At 67.4% G+C, this 15,752-nt stretch carries 15 protein-coding genes and 1 pseudogene; 13 read left to right on the top strand and 3 right to left on the bottom strand.

Features of this window, described 5'->3' with window-relative positions:
- The 5 genes and pseudogenes from cobN (at nt 1) to cobJ (ending at nt 6,285) form a co-directional block, all read left to right on the top strand.
- Nucleotides 1-3,150, top strand: coding sequence for a cobaltochelatase subunit CobN (gene cobN / locus JCM7686_RS05820; RefSeq protein ID WP_020949932.1), 3,150 nt, complete (start codon nt 1-3; stop codon nt 3,148-3,150).
- A pseudogene (locus JCM7686_RS25010) lies at nt 3,147-3,374 on the top strand (precorrin-3B synthase); the annotation flags it as partial. The gene cobN and the pseudogene JCM7686_RS25010, both read left to right, overlap by 4 nt.
- Before the next feature lie 807 nt (nt 3,375-4,181).
- Nucleotides 4,182-4,811, top strand: a complete 630-nt coding sequence (locus tag JCM7686_RS24895; protein WP_041527633.1) for a precorrin-8X methylmutase — start codon at nt 4,182-4,184, stop codon at nt 4,809-4,811.
- The gene (locus JCM7686_RS05810) at nt 4,811-5,548 is read left to right on the top strand and encodes a precorrin-2 C(20)-methyltransferase (protein ID WP_201769416.1); all 738 of its coding nucleotides are present in this window, start codon (nt 4,811-4,813) and stop codon (nt 5,546-5,548) included. The genes JCM7686_RS24895 and JCM7686_RS05810 overlap by 1 nt, the downstream gene beginning before the upstream one ends.
- Nucleotides 5,545-6,285, top strand: coding sequence for a precorrin-3B C(17)-methyltransferase (gene cobJ / locus JCM7686_RS05805; protein WP_020949929.1), 741 nt, complete (start codon nt 5,545-5,547; stop codon nt 6,283-6,285). Before JCM7686_RS05810 ends, cobJ begins: the two co-directional genes overlap by 4 nt.
- Here the strand turns inward: cobJ and JCM7686_RS05800 are convergent.
- Complete coding sequence (locus tag JCM7686_RS05800; protein WP_041527158.1) at nt 6,255-7,001, bottom strand: cobalt-precorrin-6A reductase; 747 nt, start codon at nt 6,999-7,001, stop codon at nt 6,255-6,257. The two genes, cobJ and JCM7686_RS05800, sit on opposite strands and share 31 nt — an antisense overlap.
- On the opposite strand from JCM7686_RS05800, the gene JCM7686_RS05795 reads away from it, so the two are divergent.
- The 7 genes from JCM7686_RS05795 to JCM7686_RS05765 all read left to right on the top strand — a co-directional run bounded on the left by JCM7686_RS05795 (nt 7,000) and on the right by JCM7686_RS05765 (nt 12,880).
- A complete protein-coding gene (locus JCM7686_RS05795; protein WP_020949928.1) occupies nt 7,000-8,187 on the top strand; it encodes a bifunctional cobalt-precorrin-7 (C(5))-methyltransferase/cobalt-precorrin-6B (C(15))-methyltransferase in 1,188 nt (395 codons plus the stop codon). The two genes, JCM7686_RS05800 and JCM7686_RS05795, sit on opposite strands and share 2 nt — an antisense overlap.
- On the top strand, nt 8,184-8,558 hold the full coding sequence (locus tag JCM7686_RS05790; RefSeq protein ID WP_041527157.1) for a cobalamin biosynthesis protein: 375 nt from the start codon (nt 8,184-8,186) through the stop codon (nt 8,556-8,558). The genes JCM7686_RS05795 and JCM7686_RS05790 overlap by 4 nt, the downstream gene beginning before the upstream one ends.
- Nucleotides 8,555-9,346 carry a precorrin-4 C(11)-methyltransferase gene (gene cobM / locus JCM7686_RS05785; protein ID WP_020949925.1) on the top strand — a complete coding sequence of 264 codons (792 nt, stop codon included), beginning with the start codon at nt 8,555-8,557 and terminating at the stop codon, nt 9,344-9,346. The genes JCM7686_RS05790 and cobM overlap by 4 nt, the downstream gene beginning before the upstream one ends.
- Nucleotides 9,343-10,656: a cobyrinate a,c-diamide synthase gene (locus JCM7686_RS05780; protein WP_020949924.1), complete on the top strand. Its 1,314-nt coding sequence runs from the start codon at nt 9,343-9,345 to the stop codon at nt 10,654-10,656. Before cobM ends, JCM7686_RS05780 begins: the two co-directional genes overlap by 4 nt.
- On the top strand, nt 10,653-11,384 hold the full coding sequence (gene cobF / locus JCM7686_RS05775; RefSeq protein WP_020949923.1) for a precorrin-6A synthase (deacetylating): 732 nt from the start codon (nt 10,653-10,655) through the stop codon (nt 11,382-11,384). The genes JCM7686_RS05780 and cobF overlap by 4 nt, the downstream gene beginning before the upstream one ends.
- Nucleotides 11,385-11,469: 85 nt before the next feature.
- Nucleotides 11,470-12,363: a LysR family transcriptional regulator gene (locus JCM7686_RS05770; protein WP_020949922.1), complete on the top strand. Its 894-nt coding sequence runs from the start codon at nt 11,470-11,472 to the stop codon at nt 12,361-12,363.
- Nucleotides 12,364-12,466: 103 nt separating this feature from the next.
- The gene (locus JCM7686_RS05765; RefSeq protein WP_020949921.1) at nt 12,467-12,880 is read left to right on the top strand and encodes a TonB family protein; all 414 of its coding nucleotides are present in this window, start codon (nt 12,467-12,469) and stop codon (nt 12,878-12,880) included.
- A 28-nt stretch (nt 12,881-12,908) separates the two neighbouring features.
- Here the strand turns inward: JCM7686_RS05765 and JCM7686_RS05760 are convergent, their stop codons facing one another.
- Nucleotides 12,909-13,295, bottom strand: coding sequence for a rhodanese-like domain-containing protein (locus JCM7686_RS05760; RefSeq protein ID WP_041527156.1), 387 nt, complete (start codon nt 13,293-13,295; stop codon nt 12,909-12,911).
- 121 nt (nt 13,296-13,416) lie between these two features.
- Between JCM7686_RS05760 and JCM7686_RS05755 the strand changes: the two genes are divergently transcribed.
- Nucleotides 13,417-14,286: a PfkB family carbohydrate kinase gene (locus tag JCM7686_RS05755; RefSeq protein ID WP_020949920.1), complete on the top strand. Its 870-nt coding sequence runs from the start codon at nt 13,417-13,419 to the stop codon at nt 14,284-14,286.
- 63 nt (nt 14,287-14,349) lie between these two features.
- On the opposite strand, the gene JCM7686_RS05750 is transcribed toward JCM7686_RS05755, so the two are convergent.
- A complete protein-coding gene (locus tag JCM7686_RS05750; protein WP_020949918.1) occupies nt 14,350-15,729 on the bottom strand; it encodes an aspartate aminotransferase family protein in 1,380 nt (459 codons plus the stop codon).
- Nucleotides 15,730-15,752: the final 23 nt, after the last annotated feature.

Genomic DNA, 15,752 nt, shown 5'->3' with positions numbered 1-15,752 from the left:
ATGCACGTCATCTTTCGCGAAGCCGGCGGGCTCGAGGACAGCGCCACGCCGCAAGATCTCGGCCAGACCCCTGCCGATCTTGTGGTGCTGTCCTTTTCAGACAGCGATCTCGCCGATTTTGCGGAAGGCTGGCGGCGCGGGCGGGCAGATTTGCCCGGCTTGCGCCTCGCGCCCTTGGCGCGGCTGACCCATCCGGTCTCGGTCGATCAATATATCGAGGCGACGCTCATGGGCGCGCGCTTCATTCTCGTGCGGCTTCTGGGCGGGCAAAGCTATTGGCCGCATGGGGTCATGGCGCTGCAGGATCTGGCGCGGCGACGAGGGATCGCGCTGGCCTTTTTGCGCGGCGACGGGCGCGACGATCCCGCGCTCCAAGGCTTCTCGACCGTTGCGCCTGCACTGTGGCAGCGGCTGAACCGGCTTTGCGCGATGGGCGGGCATCTGGCGGCGGGCGCGGCTTTGCGGCTGATGGCGGGGCTGGAGGCTGAAGATCCGGCGCCCTTGCCCGAGGTCGGCTGGCTTGGCGCGCCGCCCGAGGGCAACTGGATCGCGATCCCCTTTTACCGCTCGTGGATGCTGGCGGGCGATACCGCGCCGATCGAGGCTTTGATCGCGGCTTTTGCCGAACGCGGGGTGACGGCGCGCGGGATCTTCCTACCCTCGCTCAAATCCCGCACCGCGCAGGATTTTCTGAAAGCCGCCTTTGCCGCGCATCCGCCGCAGGCGATTATCAACACAACCGCATTTTCGACCCAAGATGCGGATTGCGCCCTGCGCTCTGGTCCGCCGGTCTTTCAGGCTGTGCTTTCGACCGCCGAGGCGCGTCTGTGGGAGGAAAGCAGCCGCGGCCTTTCGCCCGCCGATATGGCGATGCATGTCGTGCTGCCCGAGGTCGATGGCCGCATTCCCGCGCAGATCATCTCGCTGAAAGGCGCCGCCGCACCCGATCCCGATCTGCAAATCGCCGTGCCACGCCACACCCCTTTGCCCGAGCGGATCGCGGCTTTGGTGGATCGCGTCTTGGGCTGGACCGCGCTGCAAAGCGGCACACCGCCTCTGGCGATTGTGCTCTCGACCTATCCCGGCAAGGCGTGGCTCGATGCCCATGCCGTCGGGCTGGATGCTTGTCTCTCGGCCGAGGCGATCCTGCGCGATCTGGGCCAGTCCCCCGCGCCCCTCGCGCCCCGCCTGCGCCAAGAGGTGATCGACTGGCCGCTCGCCGAATATCTGGACGCTTTGGCCGAGCTACCTGCGCCGCTGCGCCAAGCCCTGCATGATCATTGGGGCGCGCCGGAAACCGACCCCCAGATCACCGGGCAAATGCTGCGCTTTCCGGCTCTGCGCGAAGGCCCCCATCTGATCGCTTTGCAGCCCGAGCGCGGTCGCCTTGACGACCGCGAGACCGGCTATCACGACCTGACCGCGCCTCCGCGCCATGCCTATGTCGCCTTTTATCTCTGGCTCAGCCGCCGGGTCGGCGCGATCATCCACATCGGCGCGCATGGCACGCTGGAATGGCTGCCGGGCAAATCGGTCGCGCAATCCGCCGCCTGCTGGCCCGAGGCGCTGACCGGCGCGCTGCCGGTGATCTATCCGTTCATCGTCAACGATCCGGGCGAGGCCGCCCAAGCCCGCCGCCGTCTGGGTGCGGTCACGCTTGGCCATATGCCGCCGCCGCTGAAACCCGCGCAATTGCCGGAGAAATTCGTGGGCCTCGAGCAGATGCTCGACCGCTATTCCACCGCCGACGGCATCGACCCCGCCCGCCGCGACCGGCTGGCCGGGATGATCCGCGACGAGGCCGGGGCCTTGGGCCTCTTTTCCGAGCTTGGCCTTGCCGTCTCGGATGAGGCGCAGGCGTTGGGCGAGCTCGACCGTTTCGTCTGCGAGCTAAAGGAAAGCCGCTATACAGACGGGCTCCATATCTGGGGCGAGGCCCCGGGCGAGCGTGAGGGGCTGGCGCGCGCCTTGGCGGGCCTGCACGTTGCGCCGGGGCCCTCGGGCAGCCCGTGGCGGGGCGCCGCCGATGTCATGCCGACGGGGCGCAACCTTTACGCGGTCGATCCCCGCGCCTTGCCAGCGCCCGAGGCGGTCGAAAAGGGCCGGAGCATGGCCGCCGAATTCATCCGCAGCTATCTGCAGGACCACGGCGACTGGCCGCAATCGGTGATGATCGATCTGTGGGGTTCGGCCACGATGCGCACGGGGGGCGAGGATTTCGCCATGGCGCTGGCTTTGGCCGGGCTGGCCCCGATCCGCGATCCCGGCACGGGCCGGGTGACGGGGATCGAGGTCACACCCTTGGCCGAGCTTGGCCGCCCGCGCATCGGCGTCATCCTGAAGATCTCGGGACTTTTCCGCGACAGTTTCCCGGTGCTGATTCAGCTGTTCACCCTTGGCTGCCGGATGCTCTCGGGGCGCGAGGAAGACCCTTCGGACAACCCCTATCTCGACGGCGCGCCGCGCGTCTTTGGCCCGAAGGACGGGGTCTATGGCACCGGGATCGCGCTTGATGCCGCCCCCGCCGAGGTCGGCGCGGCTTGGCTTGCGAATGGCGGCTTTACCCATGATGGCCAGACGCCCTCGGCCCCGGCAGCGCAGGCTTTGGCCCAAGCGATCGAGCGGCTTTCGGCGCATCTCCACACGCAGGATCTGCCCGAAACCGATCTTCTCATGGCCGAGGATTACGCCGCCCATATCGGCGGTGTCGCCGCGGCCTTGCAATCCGTCGAGAACCAAGCCGCGCTCTATCATCTTGATAACACAAGGCAGGATCGCGTCGTCCTGCGCGAGATCGGGACCGAGCTTGCGCGCATCACCCATACCCGCGCGGGCGCGCCCGCCTGGATCGCGGCGATGATGCGCCACGGCGCGCGCGGCGCGGGCGAGATCACCGCCTCGCTCGACCATCTTGCCGCCTTTGCGCGGCTGACCGGCCGCGTCGCGCCGCATCTTTTCGACGAGATCGCCAAGGCCACGCTGCTTGAACCCGAGGTCATGGAGTTCCTGCGCGCCGAAAACCCCGCCGCCCATGCGCGACTTCTGGAGATCTTCGAGACGCTTTTGCAATCGGGTCTCTGGTCAACGCGCCACAATGAAATCCTCGCCCGTCTCGCCCCGATTGAGGCCCCGATTGAGGCGCTGCCATGAGCTTCGAGGTCAAAGGCTGGTGCCCCTCGCCCGCGCGCCCGATGGAGACGGGGGATGGTTGGCTCATGCGGCTCAAACCGCTTGGCGGGCGGCTGACGGCGGAACAGGCGCGCGGGATCGCGGCGGCGTCCAAGCTTTACGGCAATGGCCAGCTGGAGCTGACCAGCCGCGGCTCGCTGCAACTGCGCGGCGTGCCGCAGAGCCGCCTTGCCGCCTGCCAGCGCCAATTGGGCGCCTTGGGGATTGAGCATCAGGGCGCGCTCGCGGCCATCACGCTCGCGCCCTATCTCGACGGGCTCACACTCGCTCATGATCTCGCACCGGTGCTGGCGCGCTTTCCCGGCCTGCCCTCGAAATTCGGGCTGGTGATTGATTGCGGCCCCGCGCCGCTCTTGCGCGATTGCCCGGGCGATCTGCGGCTGGAGCGTAGCGCCTCGGGCCTGTGCCTCAGGATCGAGGGCCGCGCGCTTGCCCTGCCCGTTACCCGCGAAAATCTGCCCGAGGTGCTGGCCCAAATCCTCACCGCCTTTTGCGCCGAAGGGATCAGCGGCGGTCGGGGGCGGATGCGCGACTGGACCCATGATTTCGGCGAAAGCGCGGCGCCGCTTGCCCCCGCCCATCAGCCCGTGCCGGGGCCTTTCGCAGATCACATCTTGCATCTTCTGCCCTTCGGGGCACTGTCGGCTGATCTTTTGGAGCGTGCCGCAACCACCGGCCCGATCACCCTCACGCCCTGGCGGATGATCGGCCTGCGAAGCGCGCTCGATGACCCGGATCTCATAACTGATTCCGCCTCGCCCCTCCTGCGCGTCCATGCCTGCGTCGGCGCGCCCGCCTGCGCCCAAGGTCTTGCCCCGACCCGTCCTCTGGCCCGCCGCCTTGCAAACCGGCTCGGCCTCGGTCAAACCCTGCATGTTGCGGGCTGCGCCAAGCATTGCGCCCATCCCGCCCCCACGACGATCACGCTGACCGCTACGGCCCAAGGCTTCTGCCTGCCCGGTGGTGGCCCCATTCAAGACCCGGAGCAGCCGATGCGCCACAGCTACGAGACCAACGGACAGGCGATCTACGACCGCTCCTTTGCCATTATCCGCGCCGAGGCCGATCTGGCGCGCTTCTCGCCCATCGAAGAGCGGGTCGCCGTGCGCATGATCCATGCCGCCGGTCTGGTCGGGCTGGAACGCGACATCCGCTTCACCCCCGATTTCGCGCGCGCCGCGACCGAGGCGCTGCAAGCAGGCGCGCCGATCCTGTGCGATGCGCGCATGGTCTCGCAGGGGATCACGGTCGGGCGGCTGCCTGCGAAGAACGAAATCATCTGCACGCTGCACGACCCCGAGGTCGCCGTGCTGGCCGAGGCGATGGGCAACACCCGCTCGGCGGCGGCGCTGGAACTGTGGCGGCCCCATCTCGCCGGTGCGGTCGTGGCGATCGGCAATGCGCCGACCGCACTTTTCCATCTGCTCAATATGCTCGAAGATCCGGACTGCCCGCGTCCCGCCGCGATCATCGGCTGCCCGGTGGGCTTCGTGGGTGCGGCCGAATCGAAAGAGGCGCTGATCGCGGCCCCACCGGTTCCCGCGATGGTCGTGACCGGCAGGCTTGGCGGCTCGGCGGTGACCGTGGCTGCGGTCAATGCGCTCGCCTCGGAGAAGGAATGATGGGGCGGCTGATCTGCGCGGGCCTTGGCCCCGGTGCGGCCGATCTGATGAGCCTGCGCGCCGCGCGCGTGATCGAAGGCGCGCGTGAGGTCGCCTATTTCCGCAAAAAAGGCCGCAAGGGCATGGCGCGCACCATCGTCGAGGGGATGCTGCACCCCGAGGCGGTCGAACATGCGATGGAATATCCGGTCACGACCGAACTGCCCTTTGCCTCGCCCGCCTATCGCGAGGCCTTAGCGCTCTTCTATGACGATTGGGCCGACCGTCTTGCCGCGATTGCGCGCGAAAGCGATGTCGTCGTGCTCTGCGAGGGCGACCCCTTCTTCTACGGCTCCTTCATGCATCTGCATTCGCGTTTGCAGGACCGGCTCGAGATCGAGGTCATCCCTGGCATCACCGGCATGTCGGGTTGCTGGACCGCGACCGGCGTGCCGATCACCTGGGGCGATGATGTGCTGACCGTCCTGCCCGGCACCTTGCCTGAGGCCGAGCTTGCGCGCCGCCTGCAAGACACCGATGCCGCGGTCATCATGAAGACCGGGCGCAACCTGCCCCAGATCCGCGCGGCGCTGGAAACCGCAGGTCGGCTTGGCGATGCTTGGCTCTGCGTGCGCGGCACGATGGAGGGCCAGCGCATCGCGCCTTTGGCGGGCGTCGATCCCGAGGATTGCCCCTATTTCGCGACCGTGATCCTGCATGGCAATGGCCGCCGTCCCTCGCTGGATGATCTGGCATGAGTGGGCATCTGACCATCGCGGGCCTTGGCCCCGGCGCGGAAGGCCTGATCGCGCCCGAGGCCAGCGCGGCCTTGGCGCGCGCCACCGATGTCTTGGGCTATATCCCCTACGTCCGCCGCATTGCCCCGCGTCCGGGCCTGACTTTGCATGAAACCGACAACCGCGAAGAGCTTGACCGCGCCCGCCATGCGATTTCACTGGCGCAAGCGGGCAAAAGCGTCGTCGTGGTGTCCTCGGGCGATCCGGGCGTTTTCGCCATGGCCGCGGCGGTGTTCGAGGCACTGGAAGAGATCGCACCCGAGGATCATCCCGAAATCACCGTCATTCCCGGCATCACCGCCATGCTGGCCGCCGCGGCGCGGGCGGGTGCGCCTCTGGGCCATGATTTCTGCGCGATCAACCTCTCGGATAATCTCAAACCCGCCGAGACCATTCGCCACCGTATCCGCCACGCGGCTCTGGGCGGCTTTGCCATTGGGTTTTACAATCCGCGCTCGAAAGCCCGGCCCGATGGGTTTGCCCGCGCGCTCGAGGTGCTGCGCGAGATCTGCGAGCCCGAGCGCATCGTGATCTTCGCCCGCGCCGTCTCGACCCCGGATGAGGCGATCACCGTGACGACCTTGGCCGAGGCGCGCGAAGAGATGGCCGATATGCGCACCGTCGTTCTGATCGGCAATGCCCAGACCCGCCGCGTTGGCCGTTGGGTCTATACCCCCCGCAGCTGGGAGCAGGCATGAGCGGCGAGCCAGCCCATGACCTCTGCGACCGTCTCGACCCGGAGGCGCAGCGCGATTTCGGGGCGGCGGATCATCACGACCGTCAGGCCAAGCGCGCGCGCGGCGGCAATCTTGGCATAGGCGCCGCTCCCGCCCGCATTTTTGCTGACGACGCAGGTGATCGCGTGATCGCGCAAAAGCGCCAGATCATCCTCGAAGCGGAAAGGCCCGCGCGCCACGATCCAATCGGCACGCGGCAAGGGCGGGCTTTCCGGCGCATCGACCAGACGCAGCAGGAAATGGCCCGGAGCATTCGCAAAAGCCGCCAGCTCATTGCGGCCGATGCCCAGAAAGATGCGCGGCCCGATCAGGTGGCGCGCGGCCTCGGCCATATCAGCGACCTCGTGCCAATTGTCGCCGGGCAGGCGCTCCCAAGGCGCGCGCTCGAGCGCGATCAGCGGCAGGTTCAGGCGCGCGGCGGCCGCAACGGCGGTATTGCTCATGCGCGCGGCAAAGGGATGGGTCGCATCAATGATCGCCGTGATGCCTTCTGCCGCGCAATAGGCGCACAGCCCATCGAGCCCACCAAATCCGCCGATGCGCTGCGGCAAGGGCTGAGCCTTGGGCCGCGCCACCGCGCCCGCATAGGAATAGACCGCCGGGATCCCCGCCTCGGCCAGTTGCTCGGCCAAAGCGCCCGCCTCGGCCGAGCCGCCCAGAAGAAGGATGCGAGACATGGCCGCTGACATGATGACGTCTCCGAACAAAGGCCCCTGGCTCACGATCGTCGGCGTGCAGGAGGCCGGGGCCGAGGCCCTTGGCGCCCGCGCCCGCGCCGCAATCGAGGCTGCCGATATCATCTTTGGCGGCCCGCGTCATCTCGAACTGGTCGGCGCAGGCGCGCGCGGTCGGCCTTGGCCCATGCCCTTCTCGATCGAGCCCGTGCTGGAAACGCGGGGACAAAATGTCGTGGCGCTGGCCTCGGGCGATCCCTTTTCGCATGGCGCGGGGCGGGTGCTCTCGCAGGCGCTGACGCCCGGCGAATGGGTGAGCCTGCCCGCGCCCTCGACCTTTTCGCTCGCTGCGAATGCGCTTGGCTGGCCGCTTGAGGAGACGATCTGCCGCGCGCTTCATGCCGCGCCTTTCGAGACCATTCGCGACGAGGCCAGCACCGGCGCGCGGCTGATCCTGCTCATGCGCGACGGTGCGGCGGTCCATACGCTCGCGCGCCAGCTTGCGAGCTGGCAGGTGACGGCGGCGATGACCGTGCTCGAGCGGCTCGATGGCCCGGCCGAGCGCATCACCCCCTATGCCGCGACCGAGGCCTATCAGGCCCCGGTTGCCGTCGCGCTGCAGATCCTTGCCGCAGATGCAAGCTCGCGCGCCGCCGGGCGGCCCGAGCGCGCCTATGCCCATGACGGCCAGATCACCAAGGCCCCGATCCGGGCGCTGACGCTCGCCGCACTCGCGCCCCGCCGCGACGAGCTCTTGTGGGATCTCGGCGCGGGCTCTGGCTCGATCTCGGTCGAATGGTGCCGTCTGGGCGGGCGCGCCATTGCGGTCGAATCGCAGGCGCCGCGCGCGCGCAATATCGCCGCCAATATCGCAAGCTTCGGCCTTGGCGCGCGCATGGTGCTGGAAGAGGGCGACCATCAGGCGCTGCTGGCCACCCTGCCCCACCCCGATGCGGTTTTCGTCGGCGGCGGCTTTTCCGAGACGCTTTTCGCGCTCTTGCGCAAACATGCCAAAGGCGCGCGGCTGGTGGTCAATGCGGTGACGCTTGAAACCGAATCGCTTCTGGTGCGGCTGGCGCAAGACGAGGGCCGGCTCTTGCGGGTCGAGCTGTCCGAGGCCGCCCCTCTGGGCACGATGCGCGGCTGGAAGGCGACGCGGCCGGTTACGCAATGGATCACCCAGCTATGACCGCCCCCGACCTCTTCGCCGGGATCGGCCTGCGCGAGGCCGCCCTGCCCGACGATCTGCGCGATCTGCTGGCGCTGGCCCCCGCGCCGCTTGCGGGGCTTGCGACCCTTGCCGAAAAAGCCCGCCACCCGGCCCTTGCCGCGCTTTGCCGCGAAACCGGCCTGCCGCTTCGCGAAATCGCACGCGCGGATTTGGCCGCGGTGCCCACCCTCACCCGCTCGCCGGGTCAGATCGCGCGTTTTGGCACCGGCTCGCTGGCCGAGGCCTGCGCGCTGCTTGCCGCCGGTCCCGGCGCCCGGCTGACCGGGCCGCGCCAGATCGCCCACTCGGGCCGCGCCACCATCGCCTTCGCTGAAAGGAACCCAGCTTGACCGTCCATTTCATCGGAGCAGGCCCCGGCGCGCCCGATCTGCTGACCCTGCGGGCCGCACGCCTGATCGCCGCCTGCCCGGTCTGTCTTTACGCGGGCTCGCTGATCCCCGCCGAGGTGCTGGGCCATTGCCCCGAGGGTGCGCGGATCGTGAACACGGCGTCCCTCTCGCTTGACGAGATCATGGCCGAGATCGCCCGCGCCCATGCCGAGGGCCATGACATCGCCCGGCTGCATTCGGGCGATCTGTCGGTCTGGTCGGCGATGGGCGAGCAGCTGCGCCGCCTGCGCGAGCTGGGGATCCCCTATGATGTGACGCCGGGCGTGCCCTCCTTTGCGGCAGCCGCTGCCGCGCTTGGGGCCGAGCTGACCCTGCCCGGTCAGGCGCAATCGGTGATCCTGACGCGAACCTCGGGGCGGGCGACCGCGCTGCCCGAAGGCGAGACGCTTGAAGCTTTTGCCGCGACCGGCGCGACGCTGGCAATCCATCTCTCAATCCATGTCTCCGATGAGGTCCAGCGCCGCCTGATCCCCTATCTGCGCGGCGATTGCCCGGTTGCGGTGGTCTGGCGCGCGAGCTGGCCCGACCAGCAGATCGAGCGCGGCACTTTGGCCGAACTTGCGACGCTCGCGGCGAAGGGATCCGAGCGCACCGCGCTGATCCTCGTCGGGCGCAATCTGGCCGAAGCGCCCGATGGCTTTGGCGAGAGCCGCCTTTACGCGGGCGATTACGACCGCCGCTTCCGCCCGGTCGGGGCCGCGCCGCGCTTTCCCGAGGGCCGCGAATGACCCCCGGAATCCTCATCGCCGCCCCGGCCTCGGGCACCGGCAAGACCACCGTCATGCTGGGCCTTCTGCGCGCCTTCCGCGACCGGGGCCTGACGGTTCAGCCCTTCAAATGCGGCCCTGATTACATCGACCCCGCCTTCCATCTGGCGGCGGCGGGTCGCGAGAGCTTCAACCTCGACGGCTGGGCCATGGACGGCGCGATGATCGACGCGATGGGCCTTGAGGCGCGCGGCGCCGATCTGGTCATCGCCGAGGGCTCGATGGGGCTGTTCGACGGCGTGATCCAGCCCGGCGCCTATTCGAATGGCTCGAGCGCCAGCATTGCGCGGCGCATGGGCTGGCCGGTGGTGCTGGTGATTGACGCCTCGGGACAGGCGCAATCGGCGGCGGCGACCGCGCTTGGCTTTGCCAGCCTCGAAAAGGGCCTGCCCTTTGCCGGGGTGATCCTGAACCGGGTGAACTCGCCCCGCCACGAAAGCCTGCTGCGTGACGCCATGGCGCGGGCCGGGATCACGGTCTTTGGCTGCCTGCCGCGCCGGTCCGATCTGGTGCTGGCCGAGCGTCATCTCGGCCTTGTCCAGGCGGTCGAGCATCCCTCGCTCGAAGCGGCGATTGGCGATTACGCCGCGATGCTCTCGCAGCATGTCGATCTCGATGCGATCCGGGGCGCGGTTGGTATGGTCGGCACCAATGTGCTGACGCTCACCGCCCATCTCGCCCCGCCCGCGCAGCGCATTGCCGTCGCGCAGGACGTGGCCTTCAGCTTCCTTTACCCCCATCTCGCGCGGCTCTGGCGGGCCGAGGGGGCCGAGCTTTTGCCCTTCTCGCCCCTTGCCGATGAGGCCCCGGACCCCAGCGCCGATCTGGTCTGGCTGCCCGGCGGCTACCCGGAGCTGCATGCGGGCCGCATCGCGGCGGCCAGCCGCTTCCTTGACGGGCTGCGCCGCTTTGCCGCGACGAAGCCGGTGCATGGCGAATGCGGCGGCTATATGGTTCTAGGCGAAAGCCTGACCGACAAGGAGGGCACGCCGCATCGGATGGCCGGGCTTTTGGGGCTGCAAACCTCATTTGCGAAGCGCAAGCTCAACTTGGGCTACCGTCTGGCCACGCTGGAAGCCCCGATTGGCGCGATCCCGGCAGGCACCCGCCTGCGCGGGCATGAGTTCCATTATTCGACCATCCTCGCCCAGCCCGATGCGCCTTTGGCCCGCGTCAGCGATGCGACTGGGGCCGAGGTCACGCAAACCGGCTCGCGCCGGGGGCTGGTCACCGGCAGCTTCTTCCACATGATCGCTGAGGACCGGCGATGAAGCTTTCGCTGATTGGCATCGGCTGCGGCAATCCCGACCATCTGACCATCGAGGCGATTGCCGCGCTCAATCGCGCCGATCTGATCCTTCTGCCCGACAAGGGCGAAGAGAAAGCCGCACTCGCCCATCTGCGCGCAAAGCTGCTTGCGCGCCATTTGACCCGAACGGTCCCGCAACGCAGCTTTGCCATGCCGAAGCGGCGCAAGGATCAGGGCTATCTGGCGGGCGTGAACGACTGGCACGACGAGATCGCGGCTTGCTGGCTGTCCGAGATCGCGCAGGCAGGCCATCCCGAGCATGTGGCCCTGCTGGTCTGGGGCGATCCCTCGCTTTACGACAGCACGTTGCGCATCGCCGCCCGGATCAGCCCCGCGCCGGAAATCCGGGTCGTGCCCGGGATCACCTCGCTCTCGATGCTGACCGCCGCCCATCGCATTCCCCTGAATGGCTTGGGCGATGCCGTGGCGATCCTGCCCGCGCGCGTCTTGCGCGAAAAGGGCTGGCCCGAGGGGATCGCCACGCTGGCGGTGTTTCTCGACGACGGCTCGACGCTGGCGGACCAGCCCGAGGATTGCCTGATCTGGTGGGGCGCTTATCTTGGCATGGAAGAGGAGGCGCTGATCGCCGGGCGGCTGGGCGATCTGAGAGACGAGATCGCCACAACCCGCGCCGCGCTGCGCGCCCAGCATGGCTGGATCATGGATCTGTATCTCCTGCGCCGCCCCTGATTTTGGCCTCCTCCGCGACGCTTTCGCGGTTTTCCCGCGCGCCGCTTTTCTTTACCACTCGGCAAACCAAGGGGAGGTCGCGGGTATGGAACTCAAATGGCTCGAGGATTTCCTCTCGCTGGCCGCGACCCGCAGCTTTTCGCGCTCGGCCGAAGAGCGCAATGTCACCCAGCCCGCCTTCAGCCGCCGCATCCGCGCGCTGGAAATCTGGCTCGGCACCGATCTGCTTGATCGCAGCGTCTATCCGGTGGCGCTGACCGCCGAGGGCAAGCAGTTTCTGGAAACCGCGCAAGAGGTCGTGGCGGCGCTGGCCGCGGCGCGCGACAATCTGCAAGGCGCGCGCAAAGGCACGCGGATGCCCTCGCTTTCGGTCACCGCCCTCCATACGATTGCCCAAAGCGTGCTGCCAAAGTGGATTTCGGTCCTGCAAACCAAGCTCGGCCCCTTCACGAGCAAGGTTCTGCCTGACAATTTCAACACCTGTCTCCATGCGCTGACCGAGGGCGGTTATGATTTCTTCATGACCTTCTATCACCCCGAGGTGCCGATTAACCTCTCGGAGCAGACCTATCCGTTCCTGACGATTGCCCGCGATCACCTTGTGCCGGTGGCGACGCCCGCGCTGGCAGAGCAACTGGCCCGCGACGGGCGGCCCTTGCCCTTGCTGCAATATTCGCGCGGCTCGTTTCTTGGGCTGATGGCCAAGATCGCGCAGGGGCGGCCGGGGTCGGTGCCGACCTATCTGATCCATGTGAACGAGAACTCCATGGCCGAGGCGCTGCGGGCAATGGCGCGCGAAGGGCTTGGGCTCGCCTGGCTGCCGCAATCGCTGATCGAGGATGATCTGGCGCTTGGCCGCCTGACCCGGCTTGGCGAAAGCTTCGAGCTTGAGGTCCGCCTCTACCGCAACACCGAGCGCGCGCGCGGCTTTCTTGATCGCGTCTGGGAGGTCACGCGCGACAATTCCCCGATCGCGTGAGCCACGGCCCGCGAAGGCTGGCGAAAAGGCGCAAGCTTCTGGAATATGGTGGAAACCCCGGCCTGCCCCCCGCTAAGCTCGCGCAAATGCCAAGGAGCCGCCCATGACCCGACCTCACGCCCTGCTCGCCCGGATGCTTGCCGTGGCCCTTGCCATCGCGCCCGCCGCGATCACCACCCCGGCGCAGGCCGAGCCCTATGCCCAATTGACCCCGCAGGCCAAAGACAAGGCAGATTGGAAGCGCCAGATCCAGTTGCGGTTCCAGACCCAGATTCGGGTGAGACTCAGGCCGCTTCTTTCGGCTGCGGATTTCGGCCACAACCGTGTGGTGACGATCGGCTTCAGTGTCGCCACAGATGGCACGATCAGCGAGCTGCATGTCGCGAAAAGCTCTGGCGCGGCGGAGCTTGACCGCAAAGTTCTCAAGGCGGCTGGGCAAATGCCCAAAATGCCGCCCGCCCCCGTCAATGCGACCTCCGAGACGACGACCGTCTCGGTCGAGATCGCGGTGCCCTGACGGGCTGCAGTCAGCTGCCTCTCACCGGCTAGGCCTCCTCGGACGTCTCGACCGGCAGGCCTGCCGCTTTCCATGCCGTGAACCCGCCGCGAAGACTGCGCGCCTCGAGCCCCATCTCTTGAGCCAGCCGCGCCGCCAGAAGCGAGCGCCAGCCCGAGGCGCAATAGAAGACATAGGTTTTGCCTTCGGCAAATCGCGGCTTGTGATAGGGGCTTTCCGGGTCGATCCAGAATTCAAGCATCCCGCGCGGCGCATGGAAGGCGCCGGGGATCATGCCCTCACGCGCCAGTTCGCGCGGGTCGCGGATATCGACCAGCACCAGATCGGCAGCCGGTCTGGGCCCGGTTTCCTCGGGCGTGACGGAATGGACCAGCGCATCCGCCTCGGCCAGCATGTCTTTATAACCCTTGGCCATCTCCCCTCCTCCTTGGATCGGTGTTGCCCCGCTCAGCCTGCGCCCCGATGCCCTCTCTTGCAAGTCCCGCGCCACTGGCGGCATCTTCGCGCGCCAAACCCCTCGACGAGCAGGAGCCCTCATGTCCGCCCTCGACATCCTCTGCATCGGCGAATGCATCGTCGAATTCGCGCCCCTCGCCGGGGACCAAGAGGCGTTCCGGCGCCGCTTCATCGGCGACAGCTTAGCGACGGCCGAGGCTCTGGCGCGGCTGGGCCACCGGGTCGGCTTTGCCACGCGGATCGGCACGGATGCGATCTCGCGCGAGATGGGCGCTTTCATTGCCGCACAGGGCATCTCCCCCGATTGGATCACGACAGATCCAAGCCGCAGCGTCGGCGTTTGTGCGATCAGCCCGGGTGCGGGCATGGACCGGCTGTCGTCGTGGCGCGACCAGTCGGCGGCGCGGCTTCTGGCGCGCGATCCGGTCTGGCTCGCGCGGGCTTTAGCTGCGGCGCCGGAGCTCTATCTGACCGGAATGACGCTTGCCATTCTCGAGCGGGACCGCGACCGCGAGCAGCTTCTGGACGCGCTTGCACGGGCGCGTGCAGGCGGCGCGCGGATCGTTCTTGCCCCGCATCTTTGCCCCGAGGTTTGGCGCGATCAAAGCCAGATGTGCCGCTGGATCAGCCGGGCCGCGCGCGGGGCTGATCTGGTCCTGACCTCAGCCGAAGACGAGATCCGCGCCTTTGGCGATGCCTCAACCGAGGCGGTGCTGGCGCGCTATCAAGGCCACCGCGTTCGGGAAATCGTGCTGCGCTGCGATGCCGGGCCGGTAGTCGGTTGGCAGGCCGGGCGCAGCGAGGTCAGCTGTGCCTCCGCCCCAAGCAACCTCGATCCGTCGCGGGATCGCTTCAACGCAGGTTATCTGGCGGCACGGACAGAGGGCAATGACATGCTTGCGGCGCTAGCGGCGGGCGTGCGCCTTGCCGAAGAGGCGCTGCCCGATTGAGCTAGCGCCGCCGGAGGAAGAAAGGCCGGGCAGCGAGAATGTCGCTGCCCGGCGAGGGCAAGATCAGGCAGGCATTCCCGCTGCGACCCATGTGGCGGTTTCGTCGAGCGTGATCTCGAAGGCTTTGACCATCTCGTCGATCTGCGCCTCGGTGATGATGAGCGGCGGGCAGAAGGCCAGCGCATCGCCGATATTGCGCACGATGAGCCCGTGGCTATGGGCGCGGTTGAAGAACCACCCGCCGACCTTGCCCGGCTCGGGGAATTTCGCGCGGCTGTCCTTGTCGGCGACAAGCTCGACCGCGGCCAAGAGCCCCGCGCCCCGGACCTCGCCGACCAGAGGATGGTCGCGGAATTTCGCGAGCCGCTGGTGCAGGATCTTGCCCATGGCAGCGGCATTCGCGACCAGACCGCGCTCTTCGATGATCTTGACGTTTTCAAGCCCGACCGCCGTCGCGACCGGATGGCCCGAGGCGGTATAGCCATGCCCGAAGGTGCCGATCTTGCCGCTGTTTTCGGCAATCACCCGATAAACCTCATCCGAGATCATCACCGCAGCCAACGGCTGATAAGAGGAGGTGATCTGTTTCGAGAGCGTCATCAGATCGGGTTTGATCCCGTAGAAATCCGAGCCAAACGCCGTGCCGAGACGGCCAAAGCCGGTGATGACCTCATCGGCGACGACGAGGATGTCATTCTTGCGGCAGATCTCTTGCACGCGGGCCCAATAGCCCTCGGGCGGCGGCAGAACGCCGCCCGCCGACATGATCGGCTCGCCAATGAAAGCCGCGATCGTATCGGCGCCTTCGCGCGCGATGACCTCTTCCAGCTCGGCGATCAGACGGTCGCAGAATTGCGCCTCGGTCTCGCCAGGCTGGCCGTAGCGGTAGAAATGCGGGCAGGTCAGGTGATGGACCGGGATCGCGGGCAGGTCGAAATCGCGGTGATTGTTCGGCAGGCCGGTGAGGCTGGCCGAGGCAATGGTCACGCCATGATAGGCCCCGGTGCGGGCGAGGAATTTCTTCTTCTTCGGACGGCCAAGGGCATTGTTGTAATACCAGACGATCTTGATGACCGTGTCATTGCCTTCCGAGCCCGAGTTGGTGAAGAAGACATGATTGAGACCTTCGGGCGTGATCTCGGCCAGTTTCGCCGCCAGTTCAATCGCGGGCCCGTTCGATTTATGGGCGAAGGTGTGATAGAAGGGCAGCGCGTCGAGCTGCTTGCGCGCCGCCTCGACCAGACGCTTTTCGCCAAAGCCGACACCCACGCTCCAGAGCCCGGCGAGGCCCTCGATATAGCGGTTGCCCTGATCGTCATAGACATAGATGCCCTCACCCCGCTCCATCACGATCGGGCCGACGGATTCGTGGCGGATCGCATTGGTATAGGGATGGAGGTGATGGGCAATGTCGCTGATATGGCTGGAATTCGATTTCGTCATGGTCTTCTCCGATTCACCCCTGC

Origin of the sequence: Paracoccus aminophilus JCM 7686 (genome assembly GCF_000444995.1) — a bacterium.
In the GTDB taxonomy this organism is placed as follows: Bacteria; Pseudomonadota; Alphaproteobacteria; order Rhodobacterales; family Rhodobacteraceae; genus Paracoccus; species Paracoccus aminophilus.
Note: the sequence above shows the minus strand (reverse complement) of the source record. Positions and strands in the feature narration are given on the sequence as shown.

Bases quoted from the DNA above. Each gene is read 5' to 3' on its own strand.
- JCM7686_RS05810 (WP_201769416.1), top strand. From the start codon at position 4,811: ATGGGGCGGCTGATCTGCGCGGGCCTTGGCCCCGGTGCGGCCGATCTG.
- JCM7686_RS05780 (WP_020949924.1), top strand. From the start codon at position 9,343: ATGACCCCCGGAATCCTCATCGCCGCCCCGGCCTCGGGCACCGGCAAG.
- JCM7686_RS05770 (WP_020949922.1), top strand. From the start codon at position 11,470: ATGGAACTCAAATGGCTCGAGGATTTCCTCTCGCTGGCCGCGACCCGC.
- JCM7686_RS24895 (WP_041527633.1), top strand. From the start codon at position 4,182: ATGCGCCACAGCTACGAGACCAACGGACAGGCGATCTACGACCGCTCC.
- cobJ (WP_020949929.1), top strand. From the start codon at position 5,545: ATGAGTGGGCATCTGACCATCGCGGGCCTTGGCCCCGGCGCGGAAGGC.
- JCM7686_RS05800 (WP_041527158.1), bottom strand. From the start codon at position 7,001: ATGTCTCGCATCCTTCTTCTGGGCGGCTCGGCCGAGGCGGGCGCTTTG.
- cobF (WP_020949923.1), top strand. From the start codon at position 10,653: ATGAAGCTTTCGCTGATTGGCATCGGCTGCGGCAATCCCGACCATCTG.
- JCM7686_RS05790 (WP_041527157.1), top strand. From the start codon at position 8,184: ATGACCGCCCCCGACCTCTTCGCCGGGATCGGCCTGCGCGAGGCCGCC.
- JCM7686_RS05755 (WP_020949920.1), top strand. From the start codon at position 13,417: ATGTCCGCCCTCGACATCCTCTGCATCGGCGAATGCATCGTCGAATTC.
- cobN (WP_020949932.1), top strand. From the start codon at position 1: ATGCACGTCATCTTTCGCGAAGCCGGCGGGCTCGAGGACAGCGCCACG.
- JCM7686_RS05760 (WP_041527156.1), bottom strand. From the start codon at position 13,295: ATGGCCAAGGGTTATAAAGACATGCTGGCCGAGGCGGATGCGCTGGTC.
- JCM7686_RS05795 (WP_020949928.1), top strand. From the start codon at position 7,000: ATGGCCGCTGACATGATGACGTCTCCGAACAAAGGCCCCTGGCTCACG.
- JCM7686_RS05765 (WP_020949921.1), top strand. From the start codon at position 12,467: ATGACCCGACCTCACGCCCTGCTCGCCCGGATGCTTGCCGTGGCCCTT.
- JCM7686_RS05750 (WP_020949918.1), bottom strand. From the start codon at position 15,729: ATGACGAAATCGAATTCCAGCCATATCAGCGACATTGCCCATCACCTC.